Source organism: Massilia sp. Root418 (assembly GCF_001425265.1).
Lineage (GTDB): Bacteria > Pseudomonadota > Gammaproteobacteria > Burkholderiales > Burkholderiaceae_D > Rugamonas.
Genome location: NZ_LMEC01000011.1, coordinates 596,891 through 614,386 on the forward strand (window position 1 = coordinate 596,891; position 17,496 = coordinate 614,386).

At 66.9% G+C, this 17,496-nt stretch carries 14 protein-coding genes; 10 read left to right on the forward strand and 4 right to left on the reverse strand.

What is annotated here, in order from left to right; genetic code table 11:
- Positions 1-2 precede the first annotated feature (2 nt).
- Both ASC94_RS10080 and ASC94_RS10085 read right to left on the reverse strand, forming a co-directional pair.
- On the reverse strand, positions 3-1,271 hold the full coding sequence (locus ASC94_RS10080; RefSeq protein WP_056393895.1) for a YeaH/YhbH family protein: 1,269 nt from the start codon (positions 1,269-1,271) through the stop codon (positions 3-5).
- Between the two features lie 94 nt (positions 1,272-1,365).
- On the reverse strand, positions 1,366-3,288 hold the full coding sequence (locus tag ASC94_RS10085; RefSeq protein ID WP_056393897.1) for a PrkA family serine protein kinase: 1,923 nt from the start codon (positions 3,286-3,288) through the stop codon (positions 1,366-1,368).
- Between the two features lie 494 nt (positions 3,289-3,782).
- On the opposite strand from ASC94_RS10085, the gene ASC94_RS10090 reads away from it, so the two are divergent.
- Complete coding sequence (locus tag ASC94_RS10090) at positions 3,783-4,793, forward strand: adenosine deaminase (RefSeq protein ID WP_056393899.1); 1,011 nt, start codon at positions 3,783-3,785, stop codon at positions 4,791-4,793.
- Between the two features lie 332 nt (positions 4,794-5,125).
- Positions 5,126-7,663, forward strand: a complete 2,538-nt coding sequence (locus ASC94_RS10095; protein WP_056393901.1) for an ABC transporter permease — start codon at positions 5,126-5,128, stop codon at positions 7,661-7,663.
- A gap of 68 nt (positions 7,664-7,731) precedes the next feature.
- Here ASC94_RS10095 and ASC94_RS10100 read toward each other — a convergent pair whose 3' ends face one another.
- The gene (locus tag ASC94_RS10100; RefSeq protein ID WP_056393903.1) at positions 7,732-8,697 is read right to left on the reverse strand and encodes a response regulator; all 966 of its coding nucleotides are present in this window, start codon (positions 8,695-8,697) and stop codon (positions 7,732-7,734) included.
- 100 nt (positions 8,698-8,797) lie between these two features.
- On the opposite strand from ASC94_RS10100, the gene ASC94_RS10105 reads away from it, so the two are divergent.
- Positions 8,798-9,187, forward strand: a complete 390-nt coding sequence (locus ASC94_RS10105; RefSeq protein WP_373888106.1) for a group II truncated hemoglobin — start codon at positions 8,798-8,800, stop codon at positions 9,185-9,187.
- 206 nt (positions 9,188-9,393) lie between these two features.
- Here ASC94_RS10105 and ASC94_RS34010 read toward each other — a convergent pair whose 3' ends face one another.
- Positions 9,394-9,519 carry a hypothetical protein gene (locus tag ASC94_RS34010; protein ID WP_267875098.1) on the reverse strand — a complete coding sequence of 42 codons (126 nt, stop codon included), beginning with the start codon at positions 9,517-9,519 and terminating at the stop codon, positions 9,394-9,396.
- A gap of 186 nt (positions 9,520-9,705) precedes the next feature.
- Here ASC94_RS34010 and ASC94_RS10110 point away from each other — a divergent pair, with 186 nt between their 5' ends.
- From ASC94_RS10110 to ASC94_RS10140, 7 genes are all read left to right on the forward strand, one after another.
- Positions 9,706-11,052 carry a sigma-54 dependent transcriptional regulator gene (locus tag ASC94_RS10110; RefSeq protein ID WP_082616382.1) on the forward strand — a complete coding sequence of 449 codons (1,347 nt, stop codon included), beginning with the start codon at positions 9,706-9,708 and terminating at the stop codon, positions 11,050-11,052.
- Between the two features lie 283 nt (positions 11,053-11,335).
- Positions 11,336-13,087 carry a hypothetical protein gene (locus ASC94_RS10115; protein ID WP_056393907.1) on the forward strand — a complete coding sequence of 584 codons (1,752 nt, stop codon included), beginning with the start codon at positions 11,336-11,338 and terminating at the stop codon, positions 13,085-13,087.
- Between the two features lie 79 nt (positions 13,088-13,166).
- A complete protein-coding gene (locus ASC94_RS10120; protein ID WP_056393908.1) occupies positions 13,167-13,607 on the forward strand; it encodes a hypothetical protein in 441 nt (146 codons plus the stop codon).
- Entirely contained in the window at positions 13,604-14,305 is a 702-nt protein-coding gene (locus ASC94_RS10125; RefSeq protein WP_056393910.1) for a C39 family peptidase, read from the forward strand. Before ASC94_RS10120 ends, ASC94_RS10125 begins: the two co-directional genes overlap by 4 nt.
- 15 nt (positions 14,306-14,320) lie before the next feature.
- Positions 14,321-14,797 (forward strand): hypothetical protein, encoded by a 477-nt coding sequence (locus tag ASC94_RS10130; protein WP_056393912.1) that lies wholly within the window; start codon positions 14,321-14,323, stop codon positions 14,795-14,797.
- 28 nt (positions 14,798-14,825) lie between these two features.
- Positions 14,826-16,100: an acetate kinase gene (locus ASC94_RS10135; RefSeq protein ID WP_229417230.1), complete on the forward strand. Its 1,275-nt coding sequence runs from the start codon at positions 14,826-14,828 to the stop codon at positions 16,098-16,100.
- Positions 16,101-16,184: 84 nt separating this feature from the next.
- Positions 16,185-17,450 (forward strand): DNA recombination protein RmuC, encoded by a 1,266-nt coding sequence (locus ASC94_RS10140; protein ID WP_056393914.1) that lies wholly within the window; start codon positions 16,185-16,187, stop codon positions 17,448-17,450.
- The last annotated feature ends 46 nt before the right edge of the window (positions 17,451-17,496 follow it).

A 17,496-nucleotide genomic window follows, 5' to 3' on the forward strand; every position in this document is an offset into this window, starting at 1 on the left:
GTTTATTTAGGCTGCTTCTTGAACAGTTCGCGGAACACCGGATAGATGTCGGCCGGCGTGACGATTTTCTGCATGGCGAAGTGCGGGTGCATGTCCGGCACCTGGGCGTACTGCTCCCACAGGTTTTGCGGCGGCCCGTCCGTGATCTCGACATAGGTGTAGTACTGCACCTTGGGCATGATGGTGTTGACCAGCAGCTGCTTGCACAGCAGCGAGTCGTTGTCCCAGTTGTCGCCGTCGGACGCCTGGGCCACGTAGCTGTTCCACTGGCCGGCGCCAAAGCGCTCGTCGATGATCTTGTTGAGCAGGTGCAGCGCCGACGACACCACCGTGCCGCCCGATTCGCGCGAGTGGAAGAATTCATCCTCGCTCACCTCGGCCGCGGCCGTGTGGTGGCGGATGAAGACCACTTCGATCTTGTCGTACACGCGCTTGAGGAACAGGTACAGCAGGATGAAGAAGCGCTTGGCGGTGTCCTTGCGGCTCTCGTCCATGGAGCCCGACACGTCCATGATGCAGAACATCACTGCCTGCGTCATGGGCTTGGGCACTTTTACCCGGTTGCTGTAGCGCAAGTCGAACGGGTCGATATAGGGGATGGCCAGCAGCCGCGTGTGCAGGTGGTGGATCAGCTTGCGCAGCTCCACCACGTAGGGATCTTCCATCGGCGCGCCCGCTTCAAGCAGGGCCTGCAGTTCGCGCTCGGCTTCCAGCAGCCGCTTGCGCGAGCTGCCGCCCACGGCGATGCGCCGGCCCAGCGCGCCGCGCAGCGAGCGCAGCACGTGGATGTTGGACGGCGTGCCTGACACGGTGTAGCCGGCGCGCTGGTTCTTGAACTCGGTGGTGGCGGTCAGCTGGGTCTTGACCAGGTTGGGCAGCTCCAGGTCCTCGAAGAAATAGTTCATGAATTCTTCGCGCGACAGCTCGAAGATGAAATCGTCTTCGCTGGTCTGGTCGCTATTGCCGGCCTTGCCGCGCCCGGACCCGCCGCCGCCTTTCGGCCGCGCGATCTGGTCGCCCTTCTGGTATTCCTGGTTGCCCGGGTTGATCACTTCCCACACGCCGCCATGGGCATGGCCGAACGATGGCTCGTTCACGTCCTTGACGGGAATGGAAACTTTTTCGCCATTCTCGACGTCGGTGATCGAGCGGCCCTTGATGGCCCGTCCCACCGCGTCCTTGATCTGGCCCTTGTAACGCCGCAAGAACCGTTCGCGGTTGACCGCGGACTTGTTCTTGCCTTGCAAACGACGATCAATGAGGTAAGTCAAAGTGCCTCCTGCTGCTACATAGTATCCGGCGTCGGAAGAGGGCGCTCGCCGATGCCGGCGCGCCGCCCCTGCTCCGTATTATCGCACCGCCGGCTTAGGATGACTTCCTCACGCGCAGATACCACTCGCACAGCAAGCGCACCTGTTTCGCGGTGTAGCCTTTTTCCACCATGCGCGCCACGAAGTCGGCGTGCTTGTTGGCGTCCTCGGCGCTGGCCTTGGCGTTGAACGAGATCACCGGCAGCAGCTCCTCCGTGTTGGAGAACATCTTCTTCTCGATCACGGTGCGGAATTTCTCGTAGCTGGTCCAGGCCGGATTCTTGCCGCCGTTGTTGGCGCGCGCGCGCAAGCCGAAGTTGACGATCTCGTTGCGGAAGTCTTTCGGGTTCGAGATCCCGGCCGGCTTCTCGATCTTCTCCAGCTCGTTGTTCAGCGATTCGCGGTCGAAGCTCTCGCCGGTGTCCGGGTCGCGGTATTCCTGGTCCTGGATCCAGAAGTCGGCAAAGGTCACGTAGCGGTCGAAGATGTTCTGGCCGTACTCGGAATAGCTTTCCAGGTAGGCGGTCTGGATCTCCTTGCCAATGAACTCCACGTAGCGCTGGGCCAGGTGCTCCTTTATATAGGAGAAGTATTTCTGCTCGGTCTCCGGCGGGAACTGCTCGCGCTCGACCTGCTGCTCCAGCACGTACAGCAGGTGCACCGGGTTGGCCGCCACTTCGGTGGTGTCGAAGTTGAACACCTTGGACAGGATCTTGAAGGCGAAGCGCGTCGACAGCCCGCTCATGCCCTCGTCCACGCCGGCGTAATCCGCGTATTCATGGATGGACTTGGCCTTGGGATCGGTGTCCTTCAGGTTCTCGCCGTCGTACACCAGCATCTTGCTGAAGATGGAGGAATTCTCCGGGTCCTTCAGGCGCGACAGGATGGCGAACTGCGCCATCATCTTCAGCGTGCCGGGCGCGCACGGCGCCTTCTCCAGCGAGGAATTCACCAGCAGCTTGTCGTAGATCTTGATCTCGTCGGTCACGCGCAGGCAGTAGGGCACCTTGACGATGTAGATACGGTCGAGGAATGCCTCGTTGTTGCGGTTGTTCTTGAAGGCCTTCCACTCGGACTCGTTGGAGTGCGCCAGGATGATGCCGTCGAAGGGAATCGCGCCGAAGCCCTCGGTGCCCTTGTAGTTGCCTTCCTGGGTGGCCGTCAGCAGCGGGTGCAGCACCTTGATGGGGGCCTTGAACATCTCGACGAATTCCATCAGGCCCTGGTTGGCCAGGCACAGGCCGCCGGAGTAGCTGTAGGCGTCCGGATCGTCCTGCGCGTAGTCTTCCAGCTTGCGGATGTCGACCTTGCCCACCAGCGAGGAAATGTCCTGGTTGTTCTCGTCGCCCGGCTCGGTTTTCGAGATGGCGATCTGCTTCAGGATGGACGGGTAGCGCTTGACCACGCGGAACTGGTTGATGTCGCCGTTGAACTCGTGCAGGCGCTTGACCGCCCACGGGCTGGGGATGTTGCGCAGGTAGCGGCGCGGGATGCCGTAGTCCTCTTCCAGGATGGTGCCGTCCTCGGCCTCGTTGAACAGCCCCAGCGGCGACTCGTTGACCGGCGAGCCTTTCAGGCAATAGAAGGGCACTTGTTCCATCAGCGACTTGAGCTTTTCCGCGATGGACGACTTGCCGCCGCCCACCGGACCCAGCAGGTACAGGATCTGCTTGCGTTCCTCCAGGCCCTGCGCGGCATGGCGGAAGAAGGACACCACTTGCTCGATCACTTCCTCGGTGCCGTAGAACTCGCGGAAGGCCGGGTAGATCTTGATGACCTTGTTGGCGAAGATGCGCGACAGCCGCGTATCGTTGCGGGTGTCGACCAGGGTCGGTTCGCCAATGGCGGCCAGCATCCGCTCCGGCGCGGTGGCATAGGTCAGCCTGTCCTTCTTGCATAGCGCGAGGTATTCTGTCATCGACATTTCCTCTTCCTTGGTGCGCTCGTACCGTGCTGCGTAGTTGTCAAAAATGGTCATTTGAATGTCCTTTGATGTAAACCTGCTAGTCACCTGGTCGGCAGTCAAGACGGCTGCTGGCCCTTGCCTTAATCGATACCTGCTCCCTGCATTATTTTTGTTGGTGTTCTTCGTTGTGGTTGCCAGCTGCCTGCGCTGGTACGGATTGCCCGTACCTCGGAGCTGAACTTTGTGGCCGTGCGGTGGACTTTTGCCGGCATGTTTGTGTGTATGTCGAAACGCATCTTACGTCTATGAAATTTATTATTGCTCTATTGGTTCAGGAAGTCAAAAGGTATGTCGTAACTTACTTAGATAGTTTGTGCAACTTATTGATTTTAAAGTGGAAAATTGTCGAAAAACCTAAATTTCCAGTGGTTTTTCAGGCGTTTTTCCGGTGCTTTCGTGCCACATTAGCACGGCTGAAGCGGTCATGCCGACACCTCTGCAAACCGTGCGCGCATTTTGCTTTGCCGTTAAGATGGCCGCATTGCGATACACATGAAAGAAAGCCGATGAACAACCAGCTACGCACCGTGGTGCAAACCATGCCCAAGGCAGAACTGCACATCCATATCGAAGGTTCGCTGGAGCCGGAGCTGATTTTCGCGCTGGCCGAACGCAACGGCGTGACGCTGCCCTACGCCTCGGTGGACGCGCTGCGCGCAGCCTACGCCTTCACCGACCTGCAATCCTTCCTCGACATCTACTACGCCGGCGCCAGCGTGCTGCTGCAGGAGCAGGACTTCTACGACATGACCGCGGCCTACCTGCAGAAGGCGGCGGCGGACAACGTGCGCCACGCCGAGATTTTCTTCGACCCGCAGACGCACACCGCGCGCGGCGTGGACATGGCCACCGTGTTCAACGGCATCCACCGGGCCTGCCAGGACAGCCCGGTCAGCGCCACCCTGATCATGTGCTTCCTGCGCCACCTGTCCGAAGAAGACGCGCTGGCCACGCTGGACGCGGCGCTGCCGCACCTGGACAAGATCATCGGCGTGGGCCTGGACTCGTCCGAAGTGGGCCACCCGCCGGAAAAGTTCGCGCGCGTGTTCGCCCGCTGCAAGGAACTCGGCCTGCACCTGGTGGCGCACGCCGGCGAGGAAGGCCCGCCGGCCTACATCGAGTCCGCGCTGGACGTGCTGCACGTGGAACGGATCGACCACGGCGTGCGCGTGCTGGAAGACGCCGCCCTGACGGCGCGCGTGGCGCGCGAGCAGATCGCGCTGACGGTGTGCCCGCTGTCGAACACCAAGCTGCGCGTGTTCGACCAGATGCAGGACCACAACCTGGTACAGCTGCTGGACGCCGGCCTGATGGCCACGGTCAATTCGGACGACCCGGCCTACTTCGGCGGCTACCTGAACGACAACTTCATCGCCACCTTCGAGGCGCTGCCGCTGGGCCTGTCGCACGCCAGGCGCCTGGCCCGCAACAGCTTCGAAGCGTCCTTCCTGCCGGCGGACCAGAAGCAGAAATTCCTGGCCGAAGTCGACGCCTTCTTCGCCGCCGTCCCCGCATAACGACGTCCCATGTAGAAGCAGCCTGTGCCGCATTTTCCGCACTTCGGGGTCAGACCCCGAAGTGCGGAAAATGCGGCACAGCTCGCCAGGCTGTTTGGAGCACTGCCATGCTCAAACTGGCTTCAGTAAAGGGTTTGCGGACTTGGCCTGCCGCAGAATCCCGTGGCCGGGGGCCATGTATCTGGCGCCCCCGCTCCTGCCCAACGGCATCAATTTGGCTCAAATTTGCTTGACACAAGGAAGCAGCCTAAGCCGCATTTGCGCGACATCGGGGTCTGACCCCGAAGTGGGGGGAAATGCGGCTCAGCTCGCTAGGGTATCTGGAGGGTGATATGTTCAAACTGGCTTTACGCATGACCTTGCGCGACTGGCGCGCGGGGCAGTTGCGCTTCCTGCTGGTGGCGCTGGTGGTGGCCGTGTCGGCGCTGTCGGCGTCCGGCTTCTTCATCAACCGCCTGCGTGCGGCGCTGGAGCGCGACGCGCACCAGCTGCTGGGCGCGGACATGGTGGTCAACGCGGACCAGCCGGTGGACCCGGCTTGGCGCGCGGAGGCGCAGCGGCGCGGCCTGGCGCTGGCCGACACGGTGGTTTTCCCCAGCATGGCACAGGCCGGCGAGGGCGAGGCGGCGCTGTCGCAGCTGGTGTCGCTGAAGGCGGTCAGCAGCGGCTATCCGCTGCGCGGCCGCGTGAAGACCAGCACCGATCCCGAGCAGGCCAATGACGGCGTCGGCGTGCCGGCCGCCGACGTGCCCGAGCCCGGCACCGTGTGGGTGGACGCCGGCCTGCTGACCGCGCTGCAGGTGGGCGTGGGCGAGGACATCAAGCTGGGCGACAAGCACTTCAAGGTGGTGCGCCTGATCGCCGCCGAGCCGGACCGGGGCGCATCCTTCATGAACTTCGCGCCGCGCGTGATGCTGGCGCTGCCCGACCTGGCGGCCACCGGCCTGGTGCAGCCCGGCGCGCGCGTGACCTACCGCCTGCTGCTGGCGGCGCCGCCGCAGCGCGGCGGCGACGTGAAAGACTACGAGACCTGGCTGCGCGCGGCCATCGACCAGGGCGGCGTAAAAGGCGTGCGCGTCGATTCGCTGGAAGCGGGCCGGCCCGAGATGCGCTCCACGCTGGAGCGCGCCGACCGCTTCCTGTCGCTGGTGGGTCTGCTGTCGGCCATGCTGGCGGCGGTGGCCGTGGCCATGGCCGCGCGCCGCTTCATGATGCGTCACCTGGACGCCTGCGCCATGCTGCGCTGCCTGGGCCTGACGCAGAACCAGGCCACGGCCATGTATCTGATCGAATTCCTGCTGGTCGGCCTGGCCGGCAGCGTGATCGGCGTGGCGATCGGTTTCGCCAGCCATTTCGTGCTGCTCGAAGCGCTCGGCAAGCTGGTGGCGAACGACCTGCCGCCGGCCAGTATCCGCCCCGCGCTGCAGGGCGTGGCCACCGGCATGCTGCTGCTGGCCGGCTTCGCGCTGCCGCCCATCCTGCAGCTGCGCAATGTGCCGCACAACCGCGTGATCCGGCGCGAGGCGGCCGGCCCGCAGCCGATGGCGCTGGCTACCTACGGCCTGGGCCTGGGCAGCTTTGTGCTGCTGCTCCTGTGGCAGGCCGGCGACGCCCAGCTGGCGCTGCTGACTGCGGCCGGTTTCCTGGGCGCGTTCGCGGTCTTCGCGCTGGTGGGCTGGCTGGGCTTGAAATCGCTGAAGTCCCTGCGCGGCGCCTCCAGCCACCAGGCCTGGCGCTTCGCAGTGACGTCGCTGCAGCGCCGACCCGGCGCTACCGTGATCCAGATCGTGTCGCTGGCGCTGGGCCTGATGGCCTTGCTGCTGCTGACCGTGGTGCGCGGCGACCTGATGACGGCCTGGCGCAATGCCACCCCGGCCGATGCGCCGAACCGCTTCATCATCAATATCCAGCCCGAACAGAAGGAGGAGATCGCGAAGCGGCTAGCCAGCGCCGGCGTGGTGAACGCGCCGCTGTATCCGATGATACGGGGCCGCCTGGTGGCCGTGAACGGCGAGGCCATCACCGCCGCTACCTACACCGAAGACCGCGCGCGCGGCCTGGCGGACCGCGAGTTCAACCTGTCCACCATGCAGGCCATGCAGGAGGGGAACCGTATCGCGGCGGGCAAGTGGTTCGACGACGCCGCCATGCCGGCCGGCGCGGCGGAAGCGTCGGTGGAGGAGGGCCTCGCCAAGACCCTGCGCCTGAAGCTGGGCGACACCATGCGCTTCGATATCGCCGGCTCGCCGGTGGAGGCGAAGATCACCAGCCTGCGCAAGCTGGAGTGGGGCTCGATGCGCGTGAACTTCTTCGTCATCATCAATCCCAAGGCCATGGCGGACACGCCGCAAAGCTGGATCACCGCCTTCCACCTGCCGAAGGCGCAGGCGGCGCTTGGCAATGCCTTGACGCGCGACTTTCCCAACCTGACCATCGTCGACGTGGGCAGTGTGCTGCGCCAGGTGCAGTCGGTGCTGGACCAGGTGATCATGGCGGTGGAGTTCCTGTTTGGCTTCACCTTGCTGTCCGGCGTGCTGGTGCTGTATGCGGCGCTGATGGGGTCGCAGGATGAGCGCACCCGCGAGGCCGGCCTGCTGCGCGCGCTGGGCGCCACCCGCAAGCAGCTGTCGCAGGCGCAGCTGATCGAGTTCACGCTGGTGGGCGCGCTGGCCGGCCTGCTGGCGGCGAGCGGCGCGGCGGCCATGGGCTGGGGGCTGGCGACTTATCAGTTCAAGTTCGAGTGGGCCTTCAATCCGGGCGTGTGGCTGGCGGGGCTGGCCGTGGGCGCTTTGTGCGCCATCGCCGGCGGCTGGCTGGGCCTGCGCGGCGTGCTGCGCAAGCCACCGCTGCAAACCTTGCGCGAGGCGTGACGGCGGATTACGCGGCTTTGCCGCTAATCCGCCCTACGGTGCGGCGCCGCCGCGTGACGGCGGAAATGCTATGCGGCTTCGCGCATGTACTGCGCGTGCGTGTAGGGGGGCTCGGGCAGGTAGCTGCTCGGCAGCGCGAACAGGGCCCAGTAATACGTCTCGTCGCCGTGGCACACTTGCGGCTCGCGGCAGTAGCGCTGCCAGCTGCCGCCGATGGCCTTGTCATACATGCCGTCGCGGCCCACATGGTTGAAGAAGGGCAGCACCTCGCGCAGCGCCAGCGCTTGCAACAGGGGGCGCGGGGCGCCGCTGTCGCGCGCGATCTCGTAGTGCGCCCGCATGCCCGCCTCGGTTTCCACGACCATCAGCTGCGCGCCGCCGGCGCCGTCGATCAGCAAGATGCCGCTCGGCTGCGGGAAAATGTAGTGCTCCACAAAGCCGTGGCGCCGGTATAGCTGGCGCACCACCTCGGCCACGCGCGGGCATTGCAGGAAACTGTAGGCGTGCATGGCCAGCAGGTCGTGCGCCACCCGCTCCCGGTCCAGGAACCAGGCCCGCTCCATCTGTTCGATCTGGCGCTCCAGCAGCTGCGACGCGCCGGCGTCCTGCTTGCACAGGTAGCGGTCGATCAGGCCGTCGTGCATGGCGTCGATGGCCAGGCGCTCCTCGGCCGAGTCGACCAGCAGGATCTTCTTGCACGGCAGGTATTGCAGGGCGCGGCAAAAGTCCAGGCCGTTCATGTGCGGCATGTAGAAATCCACCACCACCACGGACGGCACGGCAAAGCGCTCGCGCCGGCTGCTGATGCGGAAAATGCCTTCCACGTCCACCGTCACGCTGCAGGGTGGCAAGTCGTGGTTCACGCGCAGCGGCGCGCGCGCGTGGCGCGGGCTTTGCATCAGCCAGGCCAGCGCCGCGTCGGCCTGGTGAAAGATCTTGCGCGCGCGGGGCCGGGCGGCGAGGTCCTGCAGGAAAGCGCTGCCGTCGTCCACCAGGACGGTAAGTGTGGGGTGGGCGTAAATGGGCAGTTTCATTTGTTTCGGAACTATTGATCAAAGGAGAAGTTTCGCCTGAAACACGGCTTTGACGTTTGACCAATATCAAGCTTTTGCTGCGTAGGCTATGATTGAGCTTATGAATGAGCCACAATCCCTGTATGACACCATAGGCGGCGAAAGCAAGCTGCGCGAAATGGTGGACCGCTTTTACGACTTGATGGAGCTGGAACCGGAATTCGCCGGCATCCGCGCCCTGCATCCGCCCAGCACGGAGGGCTCGCGCGACAAGCTGTTCTGGTTCCTGTCCGGCTGGATGGGCGGGCCGGACGCCTTTGTCGAGCGGTTCGGCCATCCGCGCCTGCGCGCGCGCCATTTGCCGTTCCCTATCGGCACCAGCGAGCGCGACCAATGGCTGCGCGCCATGGCCTGGGCCATGGAGGACGTGGGCATTACCGAGGCGCTGCGCCTGCGGCTGATGGAATCGTTCTACCAGACGGCCGACTGGATGCGCAATCATCCGCACTGAGTTCCGTCGCGCCATTTGCATTTACTCATGCGCAACCCTCGATGACTGATATTAATTTTATTTTCCGCTATCCGTGTGTGCGGATAATAAAATCGCCTGGCTGGAATTAATATAAATTCAACCAAAGTCACAATTCGCCCGCCGCCCTGGCTGCGGGCGATTTATATAAACACGGCAGCAGTGCGGATTGCACTGAAAATGGTGTGTCAATTCTTGCCGTCCGCCGCTATCGTCCGGGGCTGGCGCCGGCCGGACAGCGCGGCGCCGATGCCGATGCACTGGACTCTGACTGCCACGTGCGCCGGTTTGCCATACGCTGCCAGGTATTTCAAGCATTTGCCGAATGGGTTAGGGTAATAATTCATCGAATGATTGCATATTGCTATGGATTTTCAATGATGAGTTAAAAATAGCTATTTTTATAATAGTTTCGGATTTGCGACGGGAAAACAACCGCAGGCGCGTGCACGGTATGTAACATTCCGCAGGTTATGGTCAGGAATAAAGGCTGCATTACCATGTCCACCAAAGCCCTGCTGTGTATTTCCATTGGCGATGCCGCCGCCGGTGGGGAGTTTGTGCGCAGCGCGCCCGGATGGGAGGTGGTGGTGGCATCGGAACTGCCGGTGGCGGAGCGGCTGTTGCTGGAAGCGCCGCTTGCGGTGGGCGTGGTGATGCTGTGCGCGGGCGCCGGCACGCTCGACAGCCTGGCCGCCTTCCTGCGCAAGCATTGGGAAGTGCAGTGGATCGCCATCTGCCATCCTACCGCGATGCAGCTGGCGCCCTACCGGGAACTGGTGCACGAGCATTGCAGCGATTTCCACACCACCCCGGTCGATGTGTTCCGCCTGGCCCACACCTTGGGTCACGCCCAGGGCGTGGCGGCGCTGCGCAACTGCATACCTTGCAGCGGCGTCCCGCCGCGCATGCCGCTGTTGGGGCACAGCAAGGAGATCCTGCGGCTGCGCCAGCAGATCACGCGGGTGGCGGCGGCCAGCGCGCCGGTGCTGGTGCGCGGCGAGAGCGGCACCGGCAAGGAGCTGGTGGCGCGCGCCGTGCATGACCATTCGGCCCGCGCGGGCGGGCCTTTCGTCCCCATCAACTGCGCTGCCATCGCGCCGTCGCTGCTGCAGTCGGAGCTGTTCGGCTACGAGCGCGGCGCTTTTACCGGCGCCGCGCGCGAGAAATGCGGCCTGCTGGAGTCGGCCAATGGCGGTTCGGTCTTTCTCGACGAGATAGGCGACTTGCCGCTGGAGCAGCAATCGTCGCTGCTGCGCTTCTTGCAGGAGAAATCGGTCACCAGGCTGGGCGCCACGCGCAGCGTGGCCGTCGATGCGCGGGTGGTGGCGGCCACCCATGTCGATTTGGAGGCGTCGGTGGCGAAAGGAACGTTCCGCGAAGACTTGTATTACCGCCTGAATGTGCTGTCGCTCGACGTGCCGCCGCTGCGCCGGCGCAAGGAGGACCTGGCACCGCTGGCCGATCACTTCTTCCGCAAGTTTGCCGCTGAGCGGGCGCCGCGGCTGAAAGGCTTCAGCATGGGCGCGCTGGCCGCGCTGCAGGCGCACGACTGGCCCGGCAATGTGCGCGAACTGATCAACCGGGTGCGGCGCGCCATGGTGATGGCCGAGGGGCGGCTGATACAGCCGGCCGACCTGATGCTGGCCGGCCCCGTCCCCAGCGCGGACGGCGAGCGCCTGGGCCGGGTGCGGGTGCGCGCCGAGCGCTCCGCCATCGAATCCAGCCTGGGCAACGGCAAGAGTGTCACATTGATCGCGCAGGAACTGGGCGTGTCGCGCATGACGCTGTACCGTCTCATGGCCAAGCACGGCATTCCCTCGCCGGCCCGTTTGCGCGGCAAATAGGCCGCCGCCGTCCCACTCCTGTGACACCCCTGAAACGGCGCGGCGCACGGGCTACGCGGGCGCGCCGGGCCCGATAGCCGGGCTCATCTGTCACCTTTATGTGACTGGCCGGACCCGGCCGGCGCCCGCCGCGCGCTGCCAGCGGCCTTTGCGGGAGGCTCTTCTTGTTTGAAATCAAGGCCTTGGCATGCAGGGAAGCACGGTGGCACTGTTATTGCGATAGCCATCACAGCCAGGCAGAACAGCTGGCAAGGAATGTCCACCTCTCCAACAAGGAACCACCATGAAAAAGACAACCATAGCGGCCGCGCTGGCCTTGGTGCTGAGCGCCGGGGCCGGCGCTCAAACCACGCCAACCTCGTCGGTCGACCAGTCGGGCGGCGCCTCCGCCAACGATAGCGCCAGCGCCAACCAGGACAACAGCACCAACAAGGGTAACGACAACCGCAGCAACAATAACAATAATAACAACAGCAGCTCCGGCGCCGCGCGCGCGGCCGCCAGCGGCGCGGCGGCGGCCAACAACGGGGCCACCGCGACATCGAATCTGAGCAACTCCTTCAACACGTCGTCCGCCACGGCCACCAGCGCACTGACTGGCTCGGTGACGGGCAACGCGATCCAGAACATCGGCAACACCGCCAGCAATGGCGGTAACGCCAATGGCGGCGCGGGCGCGGGCGCGGCCGGGGGCAATGCCCTGGGCGGCCTGGCTGCAGGCAGGGGCGGCGCGGGCGCGAATGCCGGCAGCGGCAACGGCGCGGCCGGCGGCGTCGGCGGCACGGCCAGCAACGGCAGCGCCAGCAACGGCAGCGCGGCAAGCGGCACCGCCAACGGCGGCATGGGCGGCGCGGGCGGCCTGGCCAGCGGCGCCAGCAGCGGGTTCGCGGGTGCCGGCGGCAGCGGTGGCGCGGGCGGCGCAGGCGGCGAGGGCGGCAGCGGCACGGGTGGCAGCGGCGGCATGGGCGGCGCCAGCGGCGCAGGCGGCGCGGCGGCGGGCGGCGCGGGCGGCAATGCGGACGGCGGCAACGGCGGGCGCACCGGCATGGCCATGGGCAGCGCCGGTGGCAACGGCGGCAATAACGGGCCGACCACCGGCGGCGCGGGCGCGGCCGGGGGCAGCGGCGGCAGCGGCGGCAGGGGCGCGGCCGGCGGCGCGTCGGCCAGCGGCGCGGCCTCGGCCTCGGCCTCCTCGTCCACCGGTGCCAGCAGCACTGGCGCGGCCAGTGCCAGCAACGGCAATAACTTCGGCATGCCGGGCGGCGCGCCGGTGCCATCCACCTCGACGGGCGGCGCGCAGAGCGCCGGCGCCACCAGCGGCAACGCCACCGGCGGCACTGCAGGCACCGGCGATAGCGGGGCCAATTCCGGCGCCAGCACGGCAGGCACCGGCGGCGGCGGCGCGGCCGGCGGCAGCGGCGGCGCAGGCGCGGCCGGCGGCGAAGCGGGCGGCACGGCCGGCAACGGTGCGGCAGGCGGCAGCAACGCCAGCGGCAACGGCGGCGCGGGCGCGGGCCTGGCCAGCACCGGCGGCGCTGCCACGGCAGGCAGCAGCGGCGCCGCAGGCAGCGGCGCGGCCGGCGGCAACGGCTCCAGCTCGGGCGGCGCGGGCGCGGGCGGCGCGGCCGGCGGCAGCGGCGGCAGCAGCGGCGCTGCGTCGAATGCGGGCGGCGCTGGTGCCGCGGGCGGCGCGGCCAGCAGCGGCATGGCCAGCAATGGTGATCCAAGCAACGGCAGCGCCACGGCCGGCAACGGCGGCGCGGGCGGCAGCAGCGGCGGCGGCAACAGCGGCGGCGCGGGCGGCAGCGGCGGCACCAACAGCGGCGGCAGCGCCACCGGCGGTGCGGGCGCGGCCGGCACGGGCGGCATGGGCGGCACCAACAGCGTGAACGCAGGCACGTTCAACATGTCCAACACCATGAGCAACGTCGGGCAGTCGGCGGCGGGCATCATGGTGGTCAGCCAGAACAACGGCTTCTCCTCGCTGATACAGCAAAGCGTCAACGTCCAGGCCAACCTGGCAGTGGGCAAGTAGATCCGATGCAGTAGTGCCAGGGCGGTCCGGCTGCGCTGTGCGCCGGACCGCCTTGCGCAGGTTCCGACTGGAGGACACCATGCTTGTAACGACTTACTGCCGGCTCGCTGCCGGCCTGGCCGCCGCGCTGGCGGCGCTGCCGGCGGCAGCATCGCCGCCGGCGCCTTGCAGCGCCTCGTGCGCGGCCGCGGCCCCGGACGCCGCGCCCGCCGCAGTCGCGGCGCTGCCGGCGCGCGCTCCGGCGGCGCCCGGCACGCCGCGCAAGGCCGGCTTCGCCGCCGCCGTCCAGCAGGATGACGGACGCCTTGAGCAATTGCGCGGCGGCGCCGACACCGTCTGGAACGACATGAAGCTGAGCGGCACGGTGGGCGCCAACACGGCCTTGAACGTGGTCACCGGCGCCAATCTCATCAGCGATGGCGCTTTCGCCAACGCCGCCGGCCTGCCCACGGTGATACAGAATTCCGGCGCCAACGTGCTGATACAGAACGCCACCATCGTCAACGTGCAGTTCCGATGAGCGCGCTGCTTGCTCTGCTGGTGTGGCTGCTGTGCCCGCTGCTGCTGGCGCTGCCCGGCACGCTGCGCCCGTGCGCGGCGGCCGAGGTGCCGGGGCTGGGCGGCGCCGGCATGACGGTGCGCGTGACCAGCCTGAAGGAAGCGCGCTTCAGTTCCACCATCCGGCAGCAGTTCGACTTCAGCTGCGGCTCGGCGGCGCTGGCCACCATGCTGACCTACCACTACGGCTACGCGCTCACCGAGCAGCAGGCCTTCGAGGAGATGTACCGCCACGGCGACCAGCAGAAGATCCGCCGCGAAGGCTTCTCGCTGCTCGACATCAAACGCTTCCTGGAGCGGCGCGATTTTCGGGCGGACGGGTTTGCGCTGCCGCTGGAGAAGCTGCGCGAGGAAGGCTTTCCCGCCATCGTGCTGCTGGAGGAGAACGGCTACCACCATTTCGTGGTCGTCAAGGGCGTCGACGAGAGCCGCGTGCTGATCGGCGATCCGGCCGGCGGCACCCGTGCGATGAGCCGCGCCAGGTTCGAGGCGCTGTGGCGCAGCAAGCTGCTGTTCGTGATCCACGCGGCGCCGCGGCAGGCGCAATTCAACGCGCCGTCCGAATGGCGCCTGGCGCCGCGCGCCTTGCTGGGCGGCGCGGTGCCGCGCGAGAGCCTGTCCACGCTGACCATGCCCAAGCACGGCCTGGGCGACCATTAGACAAAAGGAGGCGCCATGCGCCACATCGGATGGTATCTGGCCCTGCTGGCCGCCGCCCCGGCCGGCACGCAAGCCGCGCCGCCGGGCTGGCAGCCGGTGGCGGACACGCTGCTGGACGGCATGCGCGGCGGGCTGGACATCGGCCAGGGCCAGGGGCTGGCGGTGTCGCTCGGCATAGAGCGGCTGGTGTCGGTCAATGGCAGCACTGTCTCCAGCACCAGCGCCAGCTTCAGCATCGGCATGGCGGCCGCGCCGCAGGGCGCGCCGTCGGCCGGCTACACGCTGGTGCAGAACGGCGCCGGCAACCTGGCACTGACAGCGGCGATGCCCAACGCGCTGGGCGGACTGGTGCTGCAAAACAGCGCCAACGACCAGCTGCTGCGCAGCCAGACCACCATCAGCGCCTCGGTCAATAGCCTGGCGGCGCTGCGCGGCATGAATTTGGAAGGCAGCCTGCGCCAGGCCCTGGCGTACGTAGTCGGGGCGCGCTGACGTCCCGCCACAAGAAAGGACGTCCATCATGGCAGTCTCCCACCAGCTGTGCCTCGGCGCAGCATCGCTGCTGTTTGCCGGCGGCGCAGTGTCAGGCCAGGACCATGAAGCGCCGGTGGCCGAGATGGCGGCGCGGCTGGAGGCCATGAAGCGCGAGCTGGACGAGCAGCGCCGGCTGCTGCAGCAATTGACGGCCCAGGTGGCGCGGCAGGCGGAGCAGCTGCAGGCGCTGCAGCCGCCGTGGCAGCCCGGCCAGCAGCCCGCAGGGCAGCCGGTGCTGGCCGAGCGGCGCGGCGCGGGCGGGCAGCCGCAGCCCGTGGGGCAGGCGCCAGCCGGCGACAGCCGGCCGCCGGAAGTGGCGCCGCTGTTCGAGCAGCCCGGCGTGCTGACGGCCAAGGGCCACGCGGTGCTGGAGCCCTCGCTGCAGTTCGGCTACTCGTCCAGCAACCGCGTGGCGCTGGTTGGCTACACCATCATTCCGGCGCTGCTGATCGGCCTGGTGGATGTGCGCGAGATCAAGCGCAACACGCTGACGGCGGCGCTGACCGGGCGCTATGGGCTGGACAGCCGCACCGAGGCCGAGATCAAGCTGCCCTATGTTTACCGGTCCGATACCACCCTGAGCCGCGAGCTGTTTACCGGCACGGCGGTGGACCGCGTGTTCGGCACCAGCGGGCGCGGGGTGGGCGACGTGGAAGTGGCGCTGCGGCGCCAGCTCAACGACGGCGGTCCGGACCAGGCCTATTACGTGGGTGGCCTGCGCCTGAAGACGCGCACCGGGCGCGACCCGTTCGAGGTCGTTACCGACTGCACGCAGCGCTGCGTGGGCAGCAACGCCTCCGGCACCGGCCTGCCGCTGGACCTGCCCACCGGCTCCGGCTTTTACGCCGTGCAGCCGAGCCTGACCTGGCTGTTCCCGTCCGATCCGGCGGTGTTCTTCGGCAGCATCAGCTATCTGCACAACGTCAAGCGCAAGAATGTCTCGCGCCGCGTGCTGAACGGCGAGATGGAAGCGCTGGGCACCGTGGCGCCGGGCGGCGTGCTGGGCATCAACTTCGGCATGGGCCTGGCCTTGAACGAGAAAGCCTCGCTCAGCCTGGGCTATGACCACAGCTCGATCGCCCGCACGCGCCAGAACGGGGCACCGGTGCCGGCTTCGGTGCGCACCCAGCTCGGCACCCTGGTGACCGGCTTCTCCTACCGCTTCAACGCCAGGCGCTCCATCAGCGTGGCGGTGGGCGCCGGGCTGACGCGCGATACGCCGGACGTATCGCTGTCGGTACGGATGCCGATCACGTTCTGAAACGCCGCGCGCGCATTTCATCGGCAGGCATAATCTGGTAAGGTGCCCTTCCTAAAGGCGCCTCGCCTGCTCTCGCGCGCAATCATGAACCATACTGAATTTCTCGTTTTGCTGGCGCTGGGCGCCGTCCTGCTGGTGCTGCAGATCCTGGCCTTGCTGCGCGGGCGCAGCCAGGGCGGCGGCCACGCCGAACTGGCGTCCCATATCGAACGGGTGGAGCGCGAGGTGCGCATGCAGCTGCAGGCCACGGCGCAGGCCTCGCGCCAGGAGATGGGGCAGACCCTGGCGCAGTCGCACGCGGCCACGGTGCAGCAGCTGGACGGCATGCGCCGCCAGATCGAGGTGCTGACCGAATCCAACGCGCGGCGCCTGCTGGAAGTGCGCGCCACCCTGGAAGTGAAGATGCGCGAGCTGCAAACCGACAACGGCGCGCGGCTGGAGGAAATGCGCAAGACGGTGGACGAGAAGCTGCACGCCACGCTGGAGGCGCGCCTGAGCGCGTCGTTCCAGCAGGTGTCCGAGCGGCTGGAGCGGGTGCACCAGGGCCTGGGCGAGATGCAGCTGCTGGCGCAGGGCGTCGGCGACCTGAAGCGGGTGCTCACCAATGTGAAAACGCGCGGCACCTGGGGCGAAGTGCAGCTGGAAATGCTGCTGGAGCAGGTGCTCACGCCGGACCAGTACGCCAAGAACGTGGAAACCGTGGCGGGCAGCAATGCGCGCGTGGAATTCGCGCTCAAGCTGCCGGGCCAGGTGGCGGGCGGGGCGCCGGTGTGGATGCCGATCGACGCCAAGTTCCCCAAGGAGCAGTACGAGCGCCTGCTGGAAGCGGCCGAGCGGGCCGACGCGGAAGGCGTGGCGACTGCCGGGCGCGAGCTGGAGCGCGCCGTGCGCGGCGAGGCCAAGACCATCGCCGACAAATACCTGGCGCCGCCGCAGACCACCGATTTCGCCATCCTGTTCCTGCCCACCGAGGGCTTGTATGCGGAAGTGATGCGCCGGCCGGGCTTGGCCGACGACTTGCAGCGCGTGAACCGGGTCAGCATTGCCGGGCCGTCTACCCTGATGGCGCTGCTGAACAGTTTGCAGATGGGCTTCCGCACGCTGGCGCTGGAGAAGCGCTCGTCCGAAGTGTGGCAGGTGCTGGGGGCGGTGAAGACCGAGTTCGGCAAGTTTGGCGACGTGCTGGCGGCCACCAAGCTGACCCTGGAAAAGGCGGCGCGCAACATTGAAACGGCCGAAGTGCGCAGCCGCCAGATGGCGCGCAAGCTGAAGACCGTGGAAGCGCTGCCCAGTGAAGCGGCGCAGCTGATGCTGGGGCCTGATGCCGATTACGACCCGTCCGATCCGTGAGTTTCGGGCGCGCAGGCATGGCGGGTTACGCCGCCCTGTGCTTACT